Genomic DNA, 18,046 nt, shown 5'->3' on the forward strand with positions numbered 1-18,046 from the left:
ATGTCTCAGACTTGGGTCCAGTGCCTAGAATCTCTAAAAAATACACTGCCATTAGGTGAGTTCAGTGTGTGGGTTAAGCCCCTAAAAGCAGCAGAAAGAAATGAGACTCTTTACCTCTATGCGCCTAGTGCTTCTGCACTTAAGTATATAAATAACCATAAAAATCTAGAGGCTGCAATTGTTCTCGCAGTATCAGAGTTTGATCGAAAACTAAAGGTTAGGTTTGGCGTTGTTGACTCTAGTAAAAAAATTGCCGGTCAAACAAAGCACCATACAACTCCATTATTCCCAGAATATACTTTTGACAGTCTGGTTTTAGGAAGTGCTAATCAGGTTGCGGCTCTTGCGAGTAGACAGATTGCAGAGAAGATTGGGGCCTCTCCATACAATCCTTTTATTATTTATGGTGAGTCTGGCCTTGGAAAAACCCACCTGATGCAAGCTGCAGGGCATCTTGCGCTAGAAAAAAACCCCAATACAAAAATAATATATGTTCCATTAATGGATTTTGTAAGAAATATTACAACCAGCCTAAGGCATAATACGATAGAAAATGTTAAGCTCTTTTATCAGTCAGCTGATTTATTGTTGGTTGACGACATTCACTTAATAGCTGGCAAAGATAAATCACAAGAAGAATTTTTTCATATTTTTAATTTTTTGTTCAGTACAAAAAAACAGATTATTTTTACATGTGACCAACCACCTAAAAATATTAAAGATCTTGAAAATAGGCTTAAAACTCGTTTTTCGCAAGGCTTAAATTTACAGCTTTCACCCCCAGAGTTAGAAATGAGGGCAGCTATCTTATTAAAGAAGTCTCAAAATCCTCAGATATCTCTTGATCTTAGTGAGGATGTTGCTCTTTTTATTGCAAGTCATGTTGTTTCGAATGTTAGAGATCTAGAAGGGGCGCTTCTTAAACTAAAGGCTTTTGTTGACTTTTCTCAAATAGATCATTCTTTTATAACCAAAGATGTTGTAGAGGGCGCACTAGGTGATCTAATTAAACCAAAAAAACTTATTATTGAAGTAAATGAAGTTCAAAAAACAGTTAGTAAGTTTTATGGGATAACAGTTTCTGACTTAATTTCAAATTCGCGAAAACAGCATTTAGTCAAAGCAAGACAAATAGCAATCTATTTATGTCACGAACTAACATCTTTATCGCTAGCAAAAATTGGTCAAAATTTTGGAAACAGGGACCACTCTACGGTTTTGTATTCCTGTGAAAAACTAAAAGGGCTTATAAATACAAACGAAGAGATAAAAAACGATATTGAAAATATAACAATTAAAATTACTAACTTATAAACAAAAAATTATAAGTTGTGTTGTTGATAAGAAACAAAACATCTTATAATTAGAACAATAACTAACAATAGTGTAAAAACAAACCTGAAGATATTAACAAGATATACACCACTTATGCTGTTGATTTTAAAAAGAAAAAAATAGAAATTAACAAAAAATAAGAACACTAATAATAATAATAATTAATTTATAAAGACATCCAGCCTATGAACACTGAATTAAGCGTTGAAGAATTAATTGAACCACTACAAACTGTAATTGGGGTTGTTGAAAAAAAACAAACCCTCCCAATACTTTCGCATGTATTAATTCAATTAAAAGACAAAGTATTAACGCTTACGACAACAGATATGGAGCTTGAAATTAGTGCTTCAAATGAAATAAAAAGTGAAACAGAGGTAACATTCACAATATATGCAAAAGATCTAATAGATATTGTAAGAAAACTCCCAGAAAAAACAAAAATTAAATTTAAAATTGAAGAAAATAAAGTTTATCTAAATGCAAATAAGAATACATTTGAGTTAAATACATTCAATCATTTAGATTTTCCAGCACTACCTAAAACACAAAATACAAGCGTAATAAAAATAAAACAAGAAGCACTAAAAGAACTAATAGAAAACACAAGTTTTTCTATGGGAAATCAAGATATAAGGGCTTATTTAAACGGACTATTTTTTGAATTAAACAAAGACTCGTTAACTGTTGTAGCAACTGATGGACATAGACTCTCAATTGGTGAGGTAAAACAAAGCAATAATTTAGAAGATAAAAAGACAGTAATTCTTCCAAGAAAAGCAGTGTTAGAGTTAACCAAACTACTAAATAAAAGTACTCAAGATATGGCAGAAATTCATCTATCAGACAACTATTTCTCATTAGTAGATACAAATACGAAAATTATTAGTCGTTTAATTGATGGGAATTTTCCAAATTATAAGCAAGTTATGCCAACCGACTTCAGCAACACAATTGTTATAGATCGAGCAGACTTTCTCTCTAGCTTACAACAGGCATCAATTTTTGTTGACGAAAGAACAAAGGGTGTAAAACTAGTTTTTAGAGATGACAAACTTAGTATATTTTCTCACTCAGAAAGAGGAAGGGCTGAAACGCAAATAGAAGTTACAAAACAAGAAAAAGAACTTGAAATTGCTTTTAACATCCATTACTTAATCTCTGTTCTAGAAAAATTAAGCTCAAAAGAAGTAAATATGGTTATACCAGGTGGCGAAAACAAGTCCTGTTTACTAAGCGCGATGGGTGATGAAAGCTATCAGTACATAATCATGCCAATGAGAATATAGCCAAAATTAATACATGGCAATAATTGAGAAACTGCATGTTGCAAGATTTAGAAATTTAAACGATCAGTATCTAGAGCCCAACAAAAATATAAACCTAGTTCTTGGCAGTAATGGCCAAGGAAAAACTAACTTTATTGAGTCTATATATTATTTAGGACACAGTAGATCGTTTAAAACAAAAAATATTAAAGATGTAATTCCTTTTGCAAAAGACCTTATTCAAATAAATGCAATAATCGATGGTGAAAAGGTAACTTTAAGTAAATCTAAAAGTAAAAGCACCATTGTAATTGGCACTGAAAAAATTACCAGTAATAGCCTTTTAAGCCAACACCTACCAACACAAATTATTTCTCCTGACAGGGGTTTTATAGTAGGCGGAACACCAAAACTTAAAAGATCTTATCTAGATTGGGGTGTTTTCCATGACAACAAAGAAGTATTAAAAACATATAAATCCTATAATAAAGCCCTAAAAAATATAAATGCAATACTAACAGGAAACAATCAAAATCAACTTGAAGAGTGGTTCTCAAAATTCGCCTTCTTGTCTGTTGAGATTACTCAAGCTCGAATAAACTACATACAGAAACTGACACAAATACTTGAAGAGAGCTCCTTGCTGTCTCTTAAGAGTTTTGTTGATTCCACAAAAAGCCTAGAGTTTAAATTACAAACAGGCTGGGTAAAGGATGTTGATGGCCTTAACCAAAACGAAGTTAAAAAATATCTCCAAAACAACAAAAGTTCTTTTATAAAAAACAAACATTTAGGGTGCGGTCCACACAGGGCCTCAATTGATTTCTATTTAAGTAAAAAAAACGAAGGCTTTCTTTCAAGGGGGGAACAAAAGAAACTTTCAATTGTTTTTTGGATGCTTCAAGTACTTGTTTTAGCAAAAAACAACTCTGACCCAGTCGTTCTGATTGACGATATTTCTTCGGAGCTAGACCAGGAAAAAATTAACTCAATACTTGATTTTTTGACAAACCTAAATATACAAATATTTATAACCGATATTGGAAATAAAGACCTACCTTTAGACCCAAAAAAAACCAATATTTACCATATTAAGAATGGAGTTATAACTAGTGTTTAAGCTGTAATTGCTCTATTACATCAATGTGAAAAATGTTATATGATTAATCGACAAAGTTACTACCCGTGGTATAATAAATTCATTTTTTAAGGGCCATTTATGACTGAAGAATACCAAGCCTCCAATATTAAAGTTTTAAAGGGTTTAGATGCTGTTAGAAAGCGCCCTGGAATGTATATTGGTGATACAGACGATGGCACTGGTCTTCATCATATGGTGTTCGAAGTTGTTGATAATTCAATTGATGAGGCTCTAGCTGGCCACTGCTCAAAAATTGAGGTTGTAATACATGATGATAACTCAATATCTGTAACCGATGATGGTCGCGGAATACCAGTCGATATACATCCTGAAGAAGGAATATCTGCAGCTGAAGTTATTATGACCGTACTTCATGCTGGCGGTAAGTTTGATGATAACTCATACAAGGTTTCTGGTGGTCTTCATGGAGTTGGTGTCTCTGTAGTAAACGCCCTCTCTGAAACACTAAAACTATCCATTCATAGGTCTGGTGAAAGCTATGAGCAGGACTATGTTCTGGGTGTTCCAGTTTCACCAATTAAAACCATAGGAAAATCAGATAAAACAGGTACAACAATTCACTTCAAGCCAAGTGTGGAGATTTTCACTGAAACGGTTTTTAAGTTTGAGACTTTGTCAAATAGATTACGTGAACTGTCTTTTTTAAATTCAGGTGTTCGTATTGAAATTCATGATGAGCGCACTGATCAAAAAGATATTTTTGTTTATGAAGGCGGTATTAAAGCTTTTGTAGAGCACTTAAACAAGTCTAAAAACCCAATTCATAATGACATTATTTCAATTTCTACAGAGAAAGACGATATTACTGTTGACGTAGCACTCCAATGGAGTGACTCCTACAATGAAAGTGTATATTGCTTTACTAATAACATTCCACAAAGAGATGGTGGGGCGCATCTTGCTGGCTTAAGAGCTGCATTAACACGAACTCTTAATAACTTTATAGATGCATCAGGGTTGGCAAAAAAGGAAAAAGCTGCTATTACTGGAGAAGATACTCGAGAGGGTTTAACTGCTATATTGTCAATTAAGGTTCCAGACCCTAAGTTTTCATCACAAACAAAAGATAAGTTAGTTTCATCTGAAGTTAGAGCGCCAGTTGAGTCTTCTGTAAGTGAGAAACTAAGTGAGTATCTTCTTGAAAATCCTGCAGAAGCTAAAATTATTATCGGGAAAATTTTTGATGCCTCCAGGGCACGTGATGCTGCTAGAAAAGCACGTGAAATGACTCGTCGTAAAGGCGCTTTAGATATAGCGGGACTTCCAGGAAAGCTAAGTGACTGTCAAACTAAAGATCCTGCTGAATCAGAAATTTTCTTAGTAGAGGGTGATTCTGCTGGAGGATCAGCCAAACAAGGAAGGGACAGAAGAACACAAGCAATTCTCCCCCTAAAAGGTAAAATTTTAAATGTAGAAAAAGCAAGATTCGAAAAAATTCTATCATCTCAAGAGGTTGGAACACTGATTACTGCTTTGGGTTGTGGTATTGGTAAAGAAGAGTATGACCTTACAAAGCTTAGATATCACAAGATAGTTATTATGACAGACGCCGATGTTGATGGGGCCCACATTAGAACCCTACTTTTAACGTTCTTTTATCGCCACTACCCAGAGCTAATTGAGAATGGCTATTTATTTATTGCACAACCACCCCTTTATAAAATTAAAAAAGGCAAGCAAGAGCGCTATCTTAAGGATGATATTGAGCTTAATGAATATCTTCAGCAAGAGGCAATCCATGATGCTAGTCTTTTTGTTAGTAAGGACGCGCCAGCTATTCAGGGGATGGCGCTTGAAAAGCTTGTTACTAAGTACTATAGTACAATTGGCACTATTGAAAAAGTTGGTAAAAAATATAATGAGCCTTTGTTAATGTCTATGTTGGGAATGCCAAAATTAGACTTATCTGACGAAAAAGGATCGAAAGAATGGTGCGTTAAACTTCAAGGAAAAATGAACAACAATAGCTCGATGTCTGAGCAAAATATTTTAGAGTTTAAAAATAATAGCATCCTGTACTCTTTGAAAACTTATGGAGTAGAAGTGACAAATATTTGTCTTGATGAGGGCTTTTTTAACTCAACAGAGTATAAAAAAATTGAGGCATATTCAGATCAAGTTGAGAGTATGTTTGATGATGAGACATACATTCAAAAAGGCGCCAAAGAAATTAAAACACCTAATTTTTCTACGGCTCTGAATTTTTTACTTGTTGAAGCAAGAAAAGGACAGGGGTTTCAGAGATACAAGGGGCTAGGAGAGATGAACCCTGATCAGCTTTGGGACACTACGATGAACCCAGAGACAAGAGTAATGCTTCGAGTGAAAATTGAAGACGCTATAGCCTCTAATGATGTTTTCACAACATTAATGGGAGATGAAGTAGAGCCAAGAAGGAACTTCATTGAACAAAACGCCCTAAAAGTTGATAACTTAGATTTTTAATTAAGTAAAAACGTCCCCCCGTGATTTAAATTCAAGCGGTTATGAATTTATTTATTAACACCTTGACCTTGTTTGTAAGATAATAAATAGAGTTTTCTTATAATGAAGTGGGGCCATGTCAATAAAACATCCGGTAATTGCTATAACTGGGTCTTCTGGTGCTGGTACATCGACCGTTAAAAATGCATTTAATCATATTTTCTCACGTGTTGGAGCAACTCCAGTAATTATTGAAGGTGATAGCTTTCATAAATTTGATCGTAAGCAAATGAAAAGCACCATGGAGGCTGAAGATAAAAAAGGAAATAAATACTTTAGTCATTTTGGTCCAGAGGCCAACCACTTTGATTTGATTGAAAGCACCTTTAAAGATTATGGAGAAAAAGGCCATTGTAAGCGCCGCTACTATATTCATTCTGACGAAGAAGGCACCCCTTTTGGAAAAAAAGCTGGAGAGTTTACTGACTGGGAGGAGGCAGGAAGGGACAGTGATTTGCTTTTCTATGAAGGGCTTCATGGCGGTGTTAAAGATGGAAATATAGATGTTGCAAAATTTGTTGATTTGTTGATTGGTGTAGTACCTGTAGTAAACTTAGAATGGATCCAAAAAATTCATAGAGACAAGGAGCAAAGAGGTTATTCGGCTGAGGCAACAGTAGACACAATTCACAGAAGAATGTGGGACTATATTAATTATCTCACGCCGCAGTTTTCAAGAACACATATTAATTTTCAGCGTGTTCCAACGGTAGACACTTCAAACCCCTTTATTGCAAGAGACATACCAACTCAGGATGAAAGTTTTGTGGTTGTTAGATTTGAAGATCACAAGTACTGCGACTTTGTTTATTTACAAGATATGGTTGCGGGCTCTTTTATGTCACGGCCAAATACCTTGGTTGTTCCTGGAGGTAAAATGGGCTTTGTAATGGAGTTAATATTAAGGGAGCAAATTGAAAAAATGTTAAATCGTTAATTCCATTCACAGTGACTATAATTTTTATTTAACAACTATGTTTATAAGTTTGTTTGGAACAATAATTACTTTAATTATTTCTTTGTCTTTTATATGTTTACTAACTCCTTCATCAGTAAAAGCTAACTCTTGGATTTTTTGATTGTCAGAGTTTAATGGGACCATCATTTTTGCTCTTAATTTTCCATTAACTTGGACTATGGTTTGTATATTGTCTTGAATAAGCGCAGATTCGTCAACAACTGGCCATTTAGCATCGACTACAGCCTCTTTACCGCCTAATAAAAGCCAAAGATGATGACATAAATGGGGAATTACTGGACTAAGACACTTGACCATGATTTCAATCGATTCTTTCCTAACAGCGACTCCTTTTTCAGTCGTATCTGTAAATTTAGACAAAGTGTTGTTAAGCTCCATCATGGTTGCAATGGCTGTATTAAATGAATGTCTTCTGCCTAAATCATCACCTACCTTTTTGAGCGCTAAATGTGTTCTTTTCCTAACTTCTTTTTGCTCATCATTTAGATCTTCAAGACCAACTTTCAAAGCTTTATTTTTTTTATTGGAGTCTACAAAGCCAGCAACAAGACGATAAAATTTATTTATAAACCTAAAAGCCCCTTCAATTCCAGTGTCAGACCACTCAAGATCTTGTGTTGGCGGCGCTGCAAAAAGTATAAAAAGTCTAGCCGTATCAGCTCCATATTTGGCAATCATTTCTTGAGGATCAACTGTATTTCCTTTTGATTTGCTCATTTTAGCGCCATCTTTCAAAACCATTCCTTGTGTAAGAAGATTTGTAAAAGGTTCACTCGCTTTAATTATTCCCTCATCACGCAATAGTTTTGTAAAAAAACGCGAGTATAAAAGGTGCAAGATTGCATGTTCAATTCCACCTATATATTGATCTACAGGAAGCCAATAGTCAGCACGCTCATCCAAAATAGCATTGTTTTGATCGACACATGTGTATCTTGCAAAGTACCAAGAAGACTCAAAAAAAGTATCAAAAGTGTCCGTTTCTCTTTCCGCCTTTCCGCCGCATTTAGGGCATAATACGCTATAAAAATTAGGCATTTTTTTTAATGGAGAGCCAACACCATCAAGCTCAACATTTTCAGGAAGCCTTACAGGAAGGTTTTCAAGGTTTTCTGCAACAGCTCCACAAGAAGGACAATTAATTATTGGGATTGGGCAGCCCCAGTAACGCTGTCTTGAAACACCCCAATCCCTAAGACGATAATTAGTCTTTAGCTCTCCCATTTTCAGGTTTGAAAGTTTTTCACTAATTGCGCTAAACGCCTGGTCAAAGCCTAAGCCGTTAAACTCGCCAGAGTTTATAAGAATTCCTTTTTCAACATATGCTGTTTTGCTAGTATCCACTTTACCACTGTGGTCGGATATAACATTCACGATGGATATATTATATTTTTTTGCAAACTCATAGTCCCTTTGGTCATGTGCAGGAACACTCATTACTGCTCCAGTTCCATAGCCCATAAGAACAAAATTTGCTATCCAAATTGGAGTAGATTCGCCCGTTATTGGATGAATACAAGTCAATCCAGAATCAATGCCTTTCTTCTCCATGGTTTCAATAGCTGCTTCGGCCGTTTCAATTTTTTTACACTCTTCAAGAAACATTTGAATTTCATTGCTACCCTTTCCAGCCTTAATAGCAAGAGGATGTTCTGCAGCAATTGCAAGATAAGTAACACCTAATAAAGTATCAGGTCTTGTGGTATATACAGTTAGTGCTTCAGAGTCATTAAGCGTAAATTTAATGTCAAGTCCAACAGATTTGCCAATCCAGTTTGTTTGCATCATTTTTACAGCATCTGGCCAGCCGTCGAGTTTTTGTATGTCCGCAAGAAGCTCTTCTGCGTAGTCAGTTATTTTCATATACCACTGAGAAATCTCTTTCTTTTCAACAGGCGCACCAGATCGCCAGCCACAACCTTCAACCACTTGCTCATTAGCCAAAACTGTTTGGTCTACAGGATCCCAGTTTACGACTGCTTTTTTCTTATACACAAGGCCCTTCTCAAATAGCTTTACAAAAAACCATTGTTCCCAGCGATAGTACTTTGGATGACAAGTTGCTAATTCTCTTGACCAGTCATAACCAAAACCCAACTCTACAAGCTGTTCTTTCATGTGCTTAATGTTTTCATAAGTCCACCCAGCAGGAGGAACCTGGTTTTTTATAGCAGCGTTTTCAGCTGGAAGTCCAAATGCATCCCAGCCAATAGGCTGCATAACATTCTTTCCAAGCATTTTCTGGTATCTTGAAATTACGTCGCCGATACTATAGTTTCGAACATGACCCATATGAAGCCTTCCAGAAGGATAAGGCAGCATTGATAGGCAGAAATACTTTTCTTTAGTTTTATCTTCAACCACAACAAATGAGTTATTTGTAGCCCAATATTCTTGTGCTTCTTTTTCAATTAAAGTGGCGTTATATTCTTTTTGCATCATTAATTTTATAAGTTTTTAATTTAAATTAAGAGAGCCAACTAAAGATTGAACGTCTTTCATGTTGTGTTCTATTAGATATTTACTAATCCCTTCGTTTATTCCTTGGCAAACAAGGGGATCATAAAAGAGCGCAGTTCCAATACCAACCGTGTCTGCCCCAGCAATGATGAATTCAATCGCATCATTAGCCGACACAATTCCCCCTTGACCAATTATAGGGACATTGTATTTTTTACTAACCTGGTAAACCTGGTGAACCTTCAGAAGTGCAATCGGTTTTATAGCAGGACCAGATAGCCCTCCTTGATTATTTCCTATTACTGGCTTTTGTTTTTCAATATCAATAGCCATTCCCATGACTGTATTTATAACGGCAAGCCCATCACTTCCAGCATCAATACACCTTAATGCATTGGAGGCAATGTCTGTTTGATTTGGAGATAGCTTTGTAATAATTGGCTTAGCGGTGTTTTTTCTGCAAATCTCAACAACTCTAAAAGACATCTCGGGGTCATTACCAAAAGCAACCCCACCTTCTTTTACATTTGGACATGAGATATTGATTTCAATGGCATCGATATCAGAGTCATCAAAGTGTTTTGCAATTTCACCATATTCTTCAACGGTTGATCCAGAGATATTAATAATGAATTTAGTTTCTTGTTTATCCAGGCCTGGCATTATGTCGTTTATGACCGCAGTTGTTCCTGGGTTTTGAAGGCCAATAGCGTTGAGCATTCCATTAGGAGTTTCAGCAATTCTGTGTAGTTTATTTCCAAGCCTTGGCTCAAGAGTAGTCCCTTTTAAGCAGACCGCACCGACATCGGAGTTAGAGAAGCCCTTGATTCGAGTGTACTCTTCACCAAACCCAACACACCCGGAAAGCAAAATGATTGGTGAGTTTAATGCCATCCCACAAAAACTTGTTTTAAGATTATTTTGCATTGCCGTCATTATACTTTTATGGCGACTTGGAGGTTGATAACTTCGTCTAAAATGTTGCTATGAATGGAGTTTTTATAACAGGCAGTAATACAGAGGTTGGTAAAACTACTGTAGCCATTGAAATTGTTAGGCATCTCAGTAAGGCAAGAGAGGTTAAGGTTCGAAAGCCTGTTGAAACAAATTGTGAGCTGTTGAATGGAGACTATATTCCAAAAGATGCTGTTGCACTTAAAGAGGCCTGCAATTCTAAGGAGCTTTTAAACATAGTATGTCCTAATTGCTTCACTCTTGAAGCAAGCCCCGAAGAAGCCAGTGCAAGTGTTGGAAAGGCGCTAAGTTTAGATGACTTAGTAAGTGCCTGTAACAACCAAGTGGGAGGCAGTTTTGTCTTAGTAGAGGGGGCAGGTGGGATCTATTCCCCAATTGCAGAAAGATCCCTTAATTCTGACCTTGCCGTTTGTCTTCAGCTGCCAGTTATCATTGTTGTTCGAGACGAGCTAGGCGCTGTTAGCCAAGGATTGCTGGCTATTGAGGCTGCAAAGAAAAATAATCTAAAAATTGTGTGTCTTGTGTTAAACGAAATTAAACCGAACACGCTTTCTAATAAAGAGTCTCTTGCTGCATATACAGATGTTCCAATACTTCCTTTTGCAAAAGGCAATATTGAATTTTTTAATTCTAAAATTGAAAGACTAATCTAATATAGTTAGATTTGGTTTCTGGTTTTCTTGATCAAGGGGATCAGCTTTGTTGTCAAAAAACATTCCCTCACCATTTTCTTTGGCATAAATAGATAATACCGAGTTGCACGGTACAATAATTTTTTCAGGCCTTCCATTGAATCTAGCCTTAAAGCTAATAGACTTGTTGGTTATTACTCGGCCTTCTGTTGCAGAAGAGGCAATGTTTAAAATAATTTTACCGTCACTTGCAAAGCCTTCAGGAATCGAAACACCTGTTTTTTCAGAGTTAACGAGTATATGAGGGGTAAAACTAGAGTCCTCTATCCAATCACAGTAAGCACGGATTAAATAGGGGACTACACTTGACATAAGTTTTTTTTAATTAAAGTCCTTTTCAGCAAAAGTTAGGCTTTCATGAAAGCCCTCTTTTTCAAAAAGCCTGTTTGCGTATTCCATAATTGGTTTTGCTTTTTTACCGTCTAAAGATATGCCCAAAAGATTAAGACGCCATAGAATGGGGGCGATACAGACATCAACAAGGGTCATTGTTTCACTTTTAAAATAGGGCTTATGAGAGAATAAAGGCAGTAGCTCTATAAGATTTCCATGTAAAGTTTTTCTTGCAGCATCACTTTCCTTTTTGGCGCCATGTAGAATTTTATCAACAAGCTCGTACCAGCAGCCTTCTGATCTCGTGAAACGATAAATTAGAAGGCGTTTTTCCGCCTTTTCAATAGGATCAACTGGCAAAAGAGGAGGAAAGGGGAATCTTTCATCTAGGTATTCCATAATTACAGAGAGGTCATATAGAACCATTCCTCTATCAAAAAGTGTTGGAAGAGTTTCACAAGGATTGAGCTCTAAAACTTCTTCTGGCATTTCATCAAACTTAAGCTCTATAACCTCTCGCTCAATTAACTTGTGAGCCATAATAAATCGAACTGCATGTGACTCAAGCTCTTCAGAAGCAGCATAGAGGGTCGTTGAAGACGGATTAGGTTTAGATAACATAGTTTTTGCACCAAATTAAAAAAAAATAGCCTTGCCTTTTAGAGCAAGGGATGTAAAGATAAAGATTGTATCAGAAATTAATCGCGCGGCCTCCATATGCCGTATTTAACATCTTTCCAGTACTCTCTCTTAAGCATATAGGCAAGAATAAATAGAATACTAAGGAACAGTAATACCCATTTACCTAGTTTTAGGCGGATTAGCTTTGCTGGCTCACCAACATAGTCTAAGAAATTTGTTATATCAAGAACGCTCTGGTCAAACCCTGCTTCAGATTGACTTTCTCTTAATGACCATAAGACATCTGGCATAGAAGCATTTACCAGAACTTTATTGTTTACCCCAAAAATTCTCTCCTCGTCATCATAAAAACTTCTGAGGTAAGTATAAATCCAGTCAGTTCCTTTTGACCTTGAAACTAAAGAAAGATCTGGCGGAACGCCTCCAAACCATTTAGTTGCAGCGCCTTCTGGCATAGCTGTAGTAATGGCTTGCCCTACTTTATTTCCAGCAAACATTAGATTTCTAGCAACATGCTCTTCGGTTAGGTTTAGGTCTTTAGCAATTCGATTGTAACGCATCAAGCTTATCTCATGACAACCTGAGCAATAATTCATAAAAAGTTTTGCGCCGTTTTGTAAGGAGGCTTCGTCAAAAATATCAGTATCTGCATGATCTAAATGAACCTTACTAGCAGCAAAAATGTTTACGGAAAAAAGAAGAACAGATAAGCCAACTATTAATTTTAATTTAATATTCATATATTATCCAGTAACCCTTTCTGGAACCTCTTTGGTTTTTCCTAGAGTGCTAAACCAGGGCATTAAGATAAAAAATGAAAAATACAAAGTCGTAAAAATACGAGCCAGTAAAACATATAAAGGGGTAACCGGTTGAACACCAAGCCAGCCTAGCATAATAAAGCTGACAACAAAAGTCCCAAGAATCCATTTATAGATTGGGCTTCGATAGCGTATTGATTTAACTGGACTTCGATCTAGCCAAGGAAGGAGGAAAAACACTCCAAGCGCTGCAAACATTCCTAATACTCCAGGAAATTGTGAGCCAAACAGTGGAGGGATTGCCCTTAATACTGAGTAATAGGGAGTTAAGTACCATAATGGCGCAATATGTTCAGGCGTTTTAAGTGGATTGGCCTCGATGAAATTCGGAGCCTCTAGAAAATACCCGTTTAGTGCTGGTGCATAAAAAACAACTGCACAAAATATCCATAAAAACCCAACAACAACAACACTATCTTTAATTGTGAAGTATGGATGAAAGGGGATTCCGTCTTTTGGAATACCATCCACATCTTTATTTTTCTTTATTTCAATTCCATCTGGATTGTTTGATCCAACGTGGTGAAGTGCAACAATATGCAAAAAAACAAGAACAACAAGAATAAGTGGAATGACAACAACATGCAATGAAAAGAAACGATTTAAAGTCGCATCACCAACAGCATAATCACCCAAAATCCAAACTAATAAATCTGGCCCTACAATCGGAACTGATCCAAAAAGTGAAATAATTACTTGAGCACCCCAAAACGACATTTGTCCCCAAGGCAAAACATAGCCCATGAAAGCTTCAGCCAATAAAAGAATATACAGCACCATGCCAAGTATCCATATCAATTCCCTCGGTCCCTTATAAGAACCATATAAAAGGGCGCGCATCATATGAAGATAAATTATTACAAAAAAAGCAGAGGCCCCTGTTGAGTGCATATAGCGTATAAACCAGCCCCATTCAACGTCTCTCATAATATACTCAACGGAGGCAAAAGCATACTCTGCGTCAGGCTTATAGTGCATGGTTAAGAATATCCCAGTAACCAGCTGCATTAAAAGCATCACTACTGCTAAGCCACCAAAGAAATACCAAAAGTTAAAATTTCTGGGGGTGTAGTATTCTGCTAAATGTTCATTAATAACTTTAGATAATGGAAATCTTTGGTCTATCCAACTTTGTTTATTATTCATATTTTCTCTTATGTTTTTTGTTGGTCAACTCCAATACGAATCAATGAATCAGTGACGTATTGATACGGAGGGATTACTAGGTTAGTTGGGGCAGGCACACCTGCATAAACCCTTCCAGCAAGGTCAAACTTAGAGCCATGACATGGGCAATAAAAACCACCTTTCCAACTGTCTCCACCAAGATCAGCTGCACCAGGCTCTGGTCTATAGGTTGGAGAGCAGCCTAGGTGAGTGCAAACTCCAACGATAACAGCAACACTTTCTTTATTTTTGATGGCTCGAAAATTAGACGTTACATAATTTGGCTGTTGGTTTTTAGAGTTGCCTGTACCGTTTGGATCATCAAGATTTTTAATTAGGTCTTCTGAGTCAAGAGACTCTAATGCTTTTTCATCACGTTTAAATATCCACACAGGTTTTTTACGCCATAAGACACGAACAAGCTGACCAGCCTCTAATTTAGAAATATCAACATCTATAGGGGCTCCTGCTGCTTTAGCTTTAGCCGACGGTTTCCATGTTGATAAAAAAGGCCATGCTGCAAAACCAACACCAACCGCACCAACTACACTAGTGGCTTTGGTTAAAAAACGTCTTTTCTTTAGGTCGATTGTTTGTTCGGACATAAAAATGTTTTAAGATATTAAGATAAAAAGCCGCACCATTATAATGTAAATGGTTGATATTTAAAAGCAAAAAATGACCCAAATGACTAGTAGTTTTTTTTATCAACCTTAATAGTGATTGATTTGATATTTGTTAGGCCCTCGATTTGTTTAATTAAAGAGAGGAGATTTGTTTTTTGTTTTTCAGCTCGGAAGGCTATGGATGAGTTTTTAGCAAGTAGGGTAACGCCTTGAGAGCCTAAAAAGCAAAGATTAAGACCTTTAAACTGTGCAGAGTACTGCGCCTTAATTAATGCGTTTAAGTGGTTATGTTCTTTTGCTTTTTCAAATAAAGAGCTTAGATTGCTGCCAACTTTAAAATTTGTAGGGTTTCCTTTTGTTTTGTCTTGCATATATGAGAAAATACCCCAGTTTTATTAATTAATTTCGTTCGTCTTCTATGAGTATTATAAATAATGTTTTATCAAAAGTTTTAGGGTCTCATAATGACCGGCTAATAAAAAAGTATAACGGCCAAGTTTCCAAAATTAATTCGTTGGAAGAAAAGATGCGCTCGATGAGTGATGACGAGCTTGTCTCAATGACGGCAGAGCTAAAAGAGAGGCTAAGCAATAAAGAGAGTGAGGAAAGCATTTTAGCTGAGTCTTTTGCCGTTGTCAGAGAAGCAAGCCAAAGAGTTTTAGGTTTGCGGCATTATGATGTCCAGCTTATTGGCGGCATGGTTCTTAATGAGGGCAGTATTGCGGAAATGGGAACTGGTGAAGGAAAAACATTGGTTGCAACACTGCCAGCCTATCTAAATGCACTTGCTGGAAGAGGAGTCCACATTGTAACTGTGAATGACTATTTAGCAAAGCGTGACTCTGAATGGATGGGAAAAGTATTTTCTTTTCTTGGGCTTTCAGTTGGAACGGTTTTTTCAGGAATGTCTGGTGATGAAAAACAAAAAGCTTATTCTTGTGATATCACTTATGCAACAAATAATGAGCTTGGTTTTGACTATCTTAGAGACAATATGGCTTTTTCTCAAGAGCAAAAAACACAAAAGAAGCTTGCCTTTGCAATTATTGACGAGGTTGACTCGATCTTAATCGATGAGGCTAGAACGCCACTAGTTATATCTGGGCCAACAGGCGATCATGCTGAGGTCTACATCGCGATAGATAAAATGATTCCAAGCTTCACACTTCAAACCGAAGTTGGGGAGGGCAAGGAGGTTGAGGTTATAGTTGCAGGAGATTACACTCTTGACGAAAAACATAAACAGGTTTTTCTTACTGATGATGGACATATTAAAGCTGAAGACATGCTTATAGCCGCTGGCGCCTTAGCCCCAGAATCAAGCTTATATGACTCCAGCAATATTATTTTGATGCAACACTTATTGTCAGGACTTAGGGCCCATGTATTGTTTAAAAAAAATGTTGATTATCTCGTTAAAGATGACGAGGTTGTGATTGTTGATGAGTTTACTGGAAGAACAATGGAAGGCAGAAGATGGTCGGAAGGGCTTCATCAGGCAATAGAGGCAAAGGAAAATGTAAGCATTAAAAAAGAAAACCAAACCCTAGCATCAATAACATATCAAAATTATTTTAGGCTTTACGAGAAGCTATCAGGAATGACAGGAACAGCTGAAACAGAAGCATCAGAACTTCAAGACATTTATAGCCTAGAGGTTGTTGTTGTTCCTCCCAATACAATCTCCTCAAGGATTGATCACTCAGACCTAATTTATGGAACGATGAATGAAAAGCTTGATGCTGTTATGAAAGATATTCAGGCGTGTCAAAAAATTATGCAACCAGTTCTTGTGGGAACAAACAGCATCGAAAGCTCTGAAAGTGTTTCCGCTCTTCTAACGAAAAATAAAATTAAACACGAGGTTCTTAACGCGAAGCAGCACCAACGTGAGGCTGAGATTATTGCAAATGCTGGGGCGCCAGGAGCCGTAACTATCTCAACAAATATGGCTGGAAGGGGAACAGACATTGTTTTAGGAGGAAGGCCATTAGAGGGCGCTAATGAGGCAGAAACAGAGTCTTGGAAAGCTAAGCATCAAAGCGTTATAGACTCGGGAGGCCTGCACATAATTGGTACAGAGCGCAATGAGTCACGAAGGGTCGACAACCAGCTACGCGGACGATCAGGAAGACAGGGAGATATTGGATCAACGCGGTTTTATCTGTCACTTGAAGATAGCTTAATGAAGATATTCGCATCTGAAAAAACAGCCTCCATGATGAAAAAGCTTGGTATGAAGGAAGGAGAAGCCCTTGAACATAGTTGGCTGAATAAAACAATTGCCAATGCACAAAAGAAAGTAGAGGGGATGCATTATGACGCGCGAAAACACCTTCTTGAATATGACGATGTTGCAAATGATCAAAGAAAAGTGGTTTACCAGCTAAGAGATGAGTTAATGGGGACAGAAGATGTCAAGGAGCGGTATGAGGCTATTAGGGACGGCGTAATTAGCGACCTATTTTTTCAATATATTTCTCCAAAAGTACTTGAGGCGGATTGGGATGTTGGGGGCCTTGAAAGTGCTTTAGCTTTAGATTACTCTTCAGATATACCAGTACAAAAAAGTATTGACGAAGGCCTTAATGTTGACCAAGTTTTAAAAATGATATTGGAAGGTTTTATGGTTTCACATAAGGTTAAAGAGACTGCTATAGGCAGTGAAACTATGAGAACCTTTGAAAAAGCAGTTATGCTTCGAGCCCTTGATCAGCACTGGAAGGACCATCTTGCGGTTATGGATCAGCTAAGGCAAAGCGTTAATTTAAGAGGATACGGGCAGAAAAATCCTGTGCAGGAGTACAAGCGAGAGTCTTTTTCGATGTTTACAGCTTTGCTTGACACAATCAATAGTGAAATGGTTAAGGCGCTTTGTAGTCTTAATATTGATCAGGCTAATGCGCAATCTACCCCAACTTCTGGCGAGCTGCAAAGCCAAGAAAAGATCAGCCCCGCGCAGGCAAAAAAGCCCATAACTCCAAGACCAAGGATTACTAGACAGCCCTCCAAGTTAAAGGTTGGGAGAAATGACCCTTGCCCTTGTGGATCTGGAAAAAAATATAAGCAATGCCATGGATAAAGCTTATTTTTTTGGAGGCA

15 protein-coding genes are annotated in these 18,046 nt (G+C 37.0%); 7 read left to right on the forward strand and 8 right to left on the reverse strand.

Annotation, left to right across the window (positions count from 1 at the left end; all coding sequences use genetic code 11):
• The 5 genes from dnaA to AC5YGD_RS00025 all read left to right on the forward strand — a co-directional run bounded on the left by dnaA (nucleotide 1) and on the right by AC5YGD_RS00025 (nucleotide 7,186).
• The gene (dnaA, locus tag AC5YGD_RS00005; protein WP_496141543.1) at nucleotides 1-1,314 is read left to right on the forward strand and encodes a chromosomal replication initiator protein DnaA; all 1,314 of its coding nucleotides are present in this window, start codon (nucleotides 1-3) and stop codon (nucleotides 1,312-1,314) included.
• A 206-nt stretch (nucleotides 1,315-1,520) separates the two neighbouring features.
• Nucleotides 1,521-2,624: a DNA polymerase III subunit beta gene (dnaN, locus tag AC5YGD_RS00010; RefSeq protein ID WP_416678061.1), complete on the forward strand. Its 1,104-nt coding sequence runs from the start codon at nucleotides 1,521-1,523 to the stop codon at nucleotides 2,622-2,624.
• 13 nt (nucleotides 2,625-2,637) lie between these two features.
• Nucleotides 2,638-3,723, forward strand: a complete 1,086-nt coding sequence (gene recF / locus AC5YGD_RS00015) for a DNA replication/repair protein RecF (protein WP_496141544.1) — start codon at nucleotides 2,638-2,640, stop codon at nucleotides 3,721-3,723.
• Between the two features lie 99 nt (nucleotides 3,724-3,822).
• A complete protein-coding gene (gene gyrB / locus AC5YGD_RS00020) occupies nucleotides 3,823-6,210 on the forward strand; it encodes a DNA topoisomerase (ATP-hydrolyzing) subunit B (protein WP_496141545.1) in 2,388 nt (795 codons plus the stop codon).
• Nucleotides 6,211-6,325: 115 nt separating this feature from the next.
• On the forward strand, nucleotides 6,326-7,186 hold the full coding sequence (locus tag AC5YGD_RS00025; RefSeq protein WP_496141546.1) for a phosphoribulokinase: 861 nt from the start codon (nucleotides 6,326-6,328) through the stop codon (nucleotides 7,184-7,186).
• Between the two features lie 24 nt (nucleotides 7,187-7,210).
• Here the strand turns inward: AC5YGD_RS00025 and leuS are convergent, their stop codons facing one another.
• Nucleotides 7,211-9,667, reverse strand: coding sequence for a leucine--tRNA ligase (gene leuS, locus AC5YGD_RS00030; protein WP_496142373.1), 2,457 nt, complete (start codon nucleotides 9,665-9,667; stop codon nucleotides 7,211-7,213).
• An 18-nt stretch (nucleotides 9,668-9,685) separates the two neighbouring features.
• On the reverse strand, nucleotides 9,686-10,624 hold the full coding sequence (locus AC5YGD_RS00035; RefSeq protein WP_496141547.1) for a dihydroorotate dehydrogenase: 939 nt from the start codon (nucleotides 10,622-10,624) through the stop codon (nucleotides 9,686-9,688).
• A 50-nt stretch (nucleotides 10,625-10,674) separates the two neighbouring features.
• On the opposite strand from AC5YGD_RS00035, the gene bioD reads away from it, so the two are divergent.
• Nucleotides 10,675-11,316 (forward strand): dethiobiotin synthase, encoded by a 642-nt coding sequence (bioD, locus tag AC5YGD_RS00040; RefSeq protein WP_496141548.1) that lies wholly within the window; start codon nucleotides 10,675-10,677, stop codon nucleotides 11,314-11,316.
• Here bioD and AC5YGD_RS00045 read toward each other — a convergent pair.
• The 6 genes from AC5YGD_RS00045 to AC5YGD_RS00070 form a co-directional block, all read right to left on the reverse strand.
• Complete coding sequence (locus AC5YGD_RS00045; RefSeq protein ID WP_416695510.1) at nucleotides 11,308-11,667, reverse strand: ClpXP protease specificity-enhancing factor; 360 nt, start codon at nucleotides 11,665-11,667, stop codon at nucleotides 11,308-11,310. The two genes, bioD and AC5YGD_RS00045, sit on opposite strands and share 9 nt — an antisense overlap.
• A 9-nt stretch (nucleotides 11,668-11,676) precedes the next feature.
• Nucleotides 11,677-12,309 carry a glutathione S-transferase N-terminal domain-containing protein gene (locus AC5YGD_RS00050; protein WP_416695512.1) on the reverse strand — a complete coding sequence of 211 codons (633 nt, stop codon included), beginning with the start codon at nucleotides 12,307-12,309 and terminating at the stop codon, nucleotides 11,677-11,679.
• A gap of 77 nt (nucleotides 12,310-12,386) precedes the next feature.
• Nucleotides 12,387-13,070 carry a cytochrome c1 gene (locus AC5YGD_RS00055; RefSeq protein WP_416695514.1) on the reverse strand — a complete coding sequence of 228 codons (684 nt, stop codon included), beginning with the start codon at nucleotides 13,068-13,070 and terminating at the stop codon, nucleotides 12,387-12,389.
• 3 nt (nucleotides 13,071-13,073) lie between these two features.
• Nucleotides 13,074-14,297, reverse strand: a complete 1,224-nt coding sequence (locus AC5YGD_RS00060; protein WP_271541963.1) for a cytochrome b — start codon at nucleotides 14,295-14,297, stop codon at nucleotides 13,074-13,076.
• A gap of 8 nt (nucleotides 14,298-14,305) precedes the next feature.
• Nucleotides 14,306-14,923: a ubiquinol-cytochrome c reductase iron-sulfur subunit gene (gene petA / locus AC5YGD_RS00065; protein WP_271541964.1), complete on the reverse strand. Its 618-nt coding sequence runs from the start codon at nucleotides 14,921-14,923 to the stop codon at nucleotides 14,306-14,308.
• An 86-nt stretch (nucleotides 14,924-15,009) separates the two neighbouring features.
• The gene (locus tag AC5YGD_RS00070) at nucleotides 15,010-15,315 is read right to left on the reverse strand and encodes a hypothetical protein (protein WP_496141549.1); all 306 of its coding nucleotides are present in this window, start codon (nucleotides 15,313-15,315) and stop codon (nucleotides 15,010-15,012) included.
• A 47-nt stretch (nucleotides 15,316-15,362) separates the two neighbouring features.
• Here AC5YGD_RS00070 and secA point away from each other — a divergent pair, with 47 nt between their 5' ends.
• Complete coding sequence (gene secA, locus AC5YGD_RS00075; protein WP_496141550.1) at nucleotides 15,363-18,026, forward strand: preprotein translocase subunit SecA; 2,664 nt, start codon at nucleotides 15,363-15,365, stop codon at nucleotides 18,024-18,026.
• Nucleotides 18,027-18,046 lie beyond the last annotated feature (20 nt).

This window comes from Candidatus Pseudothioglobus sp. uisw_070 (assembly GCF_059512545.2).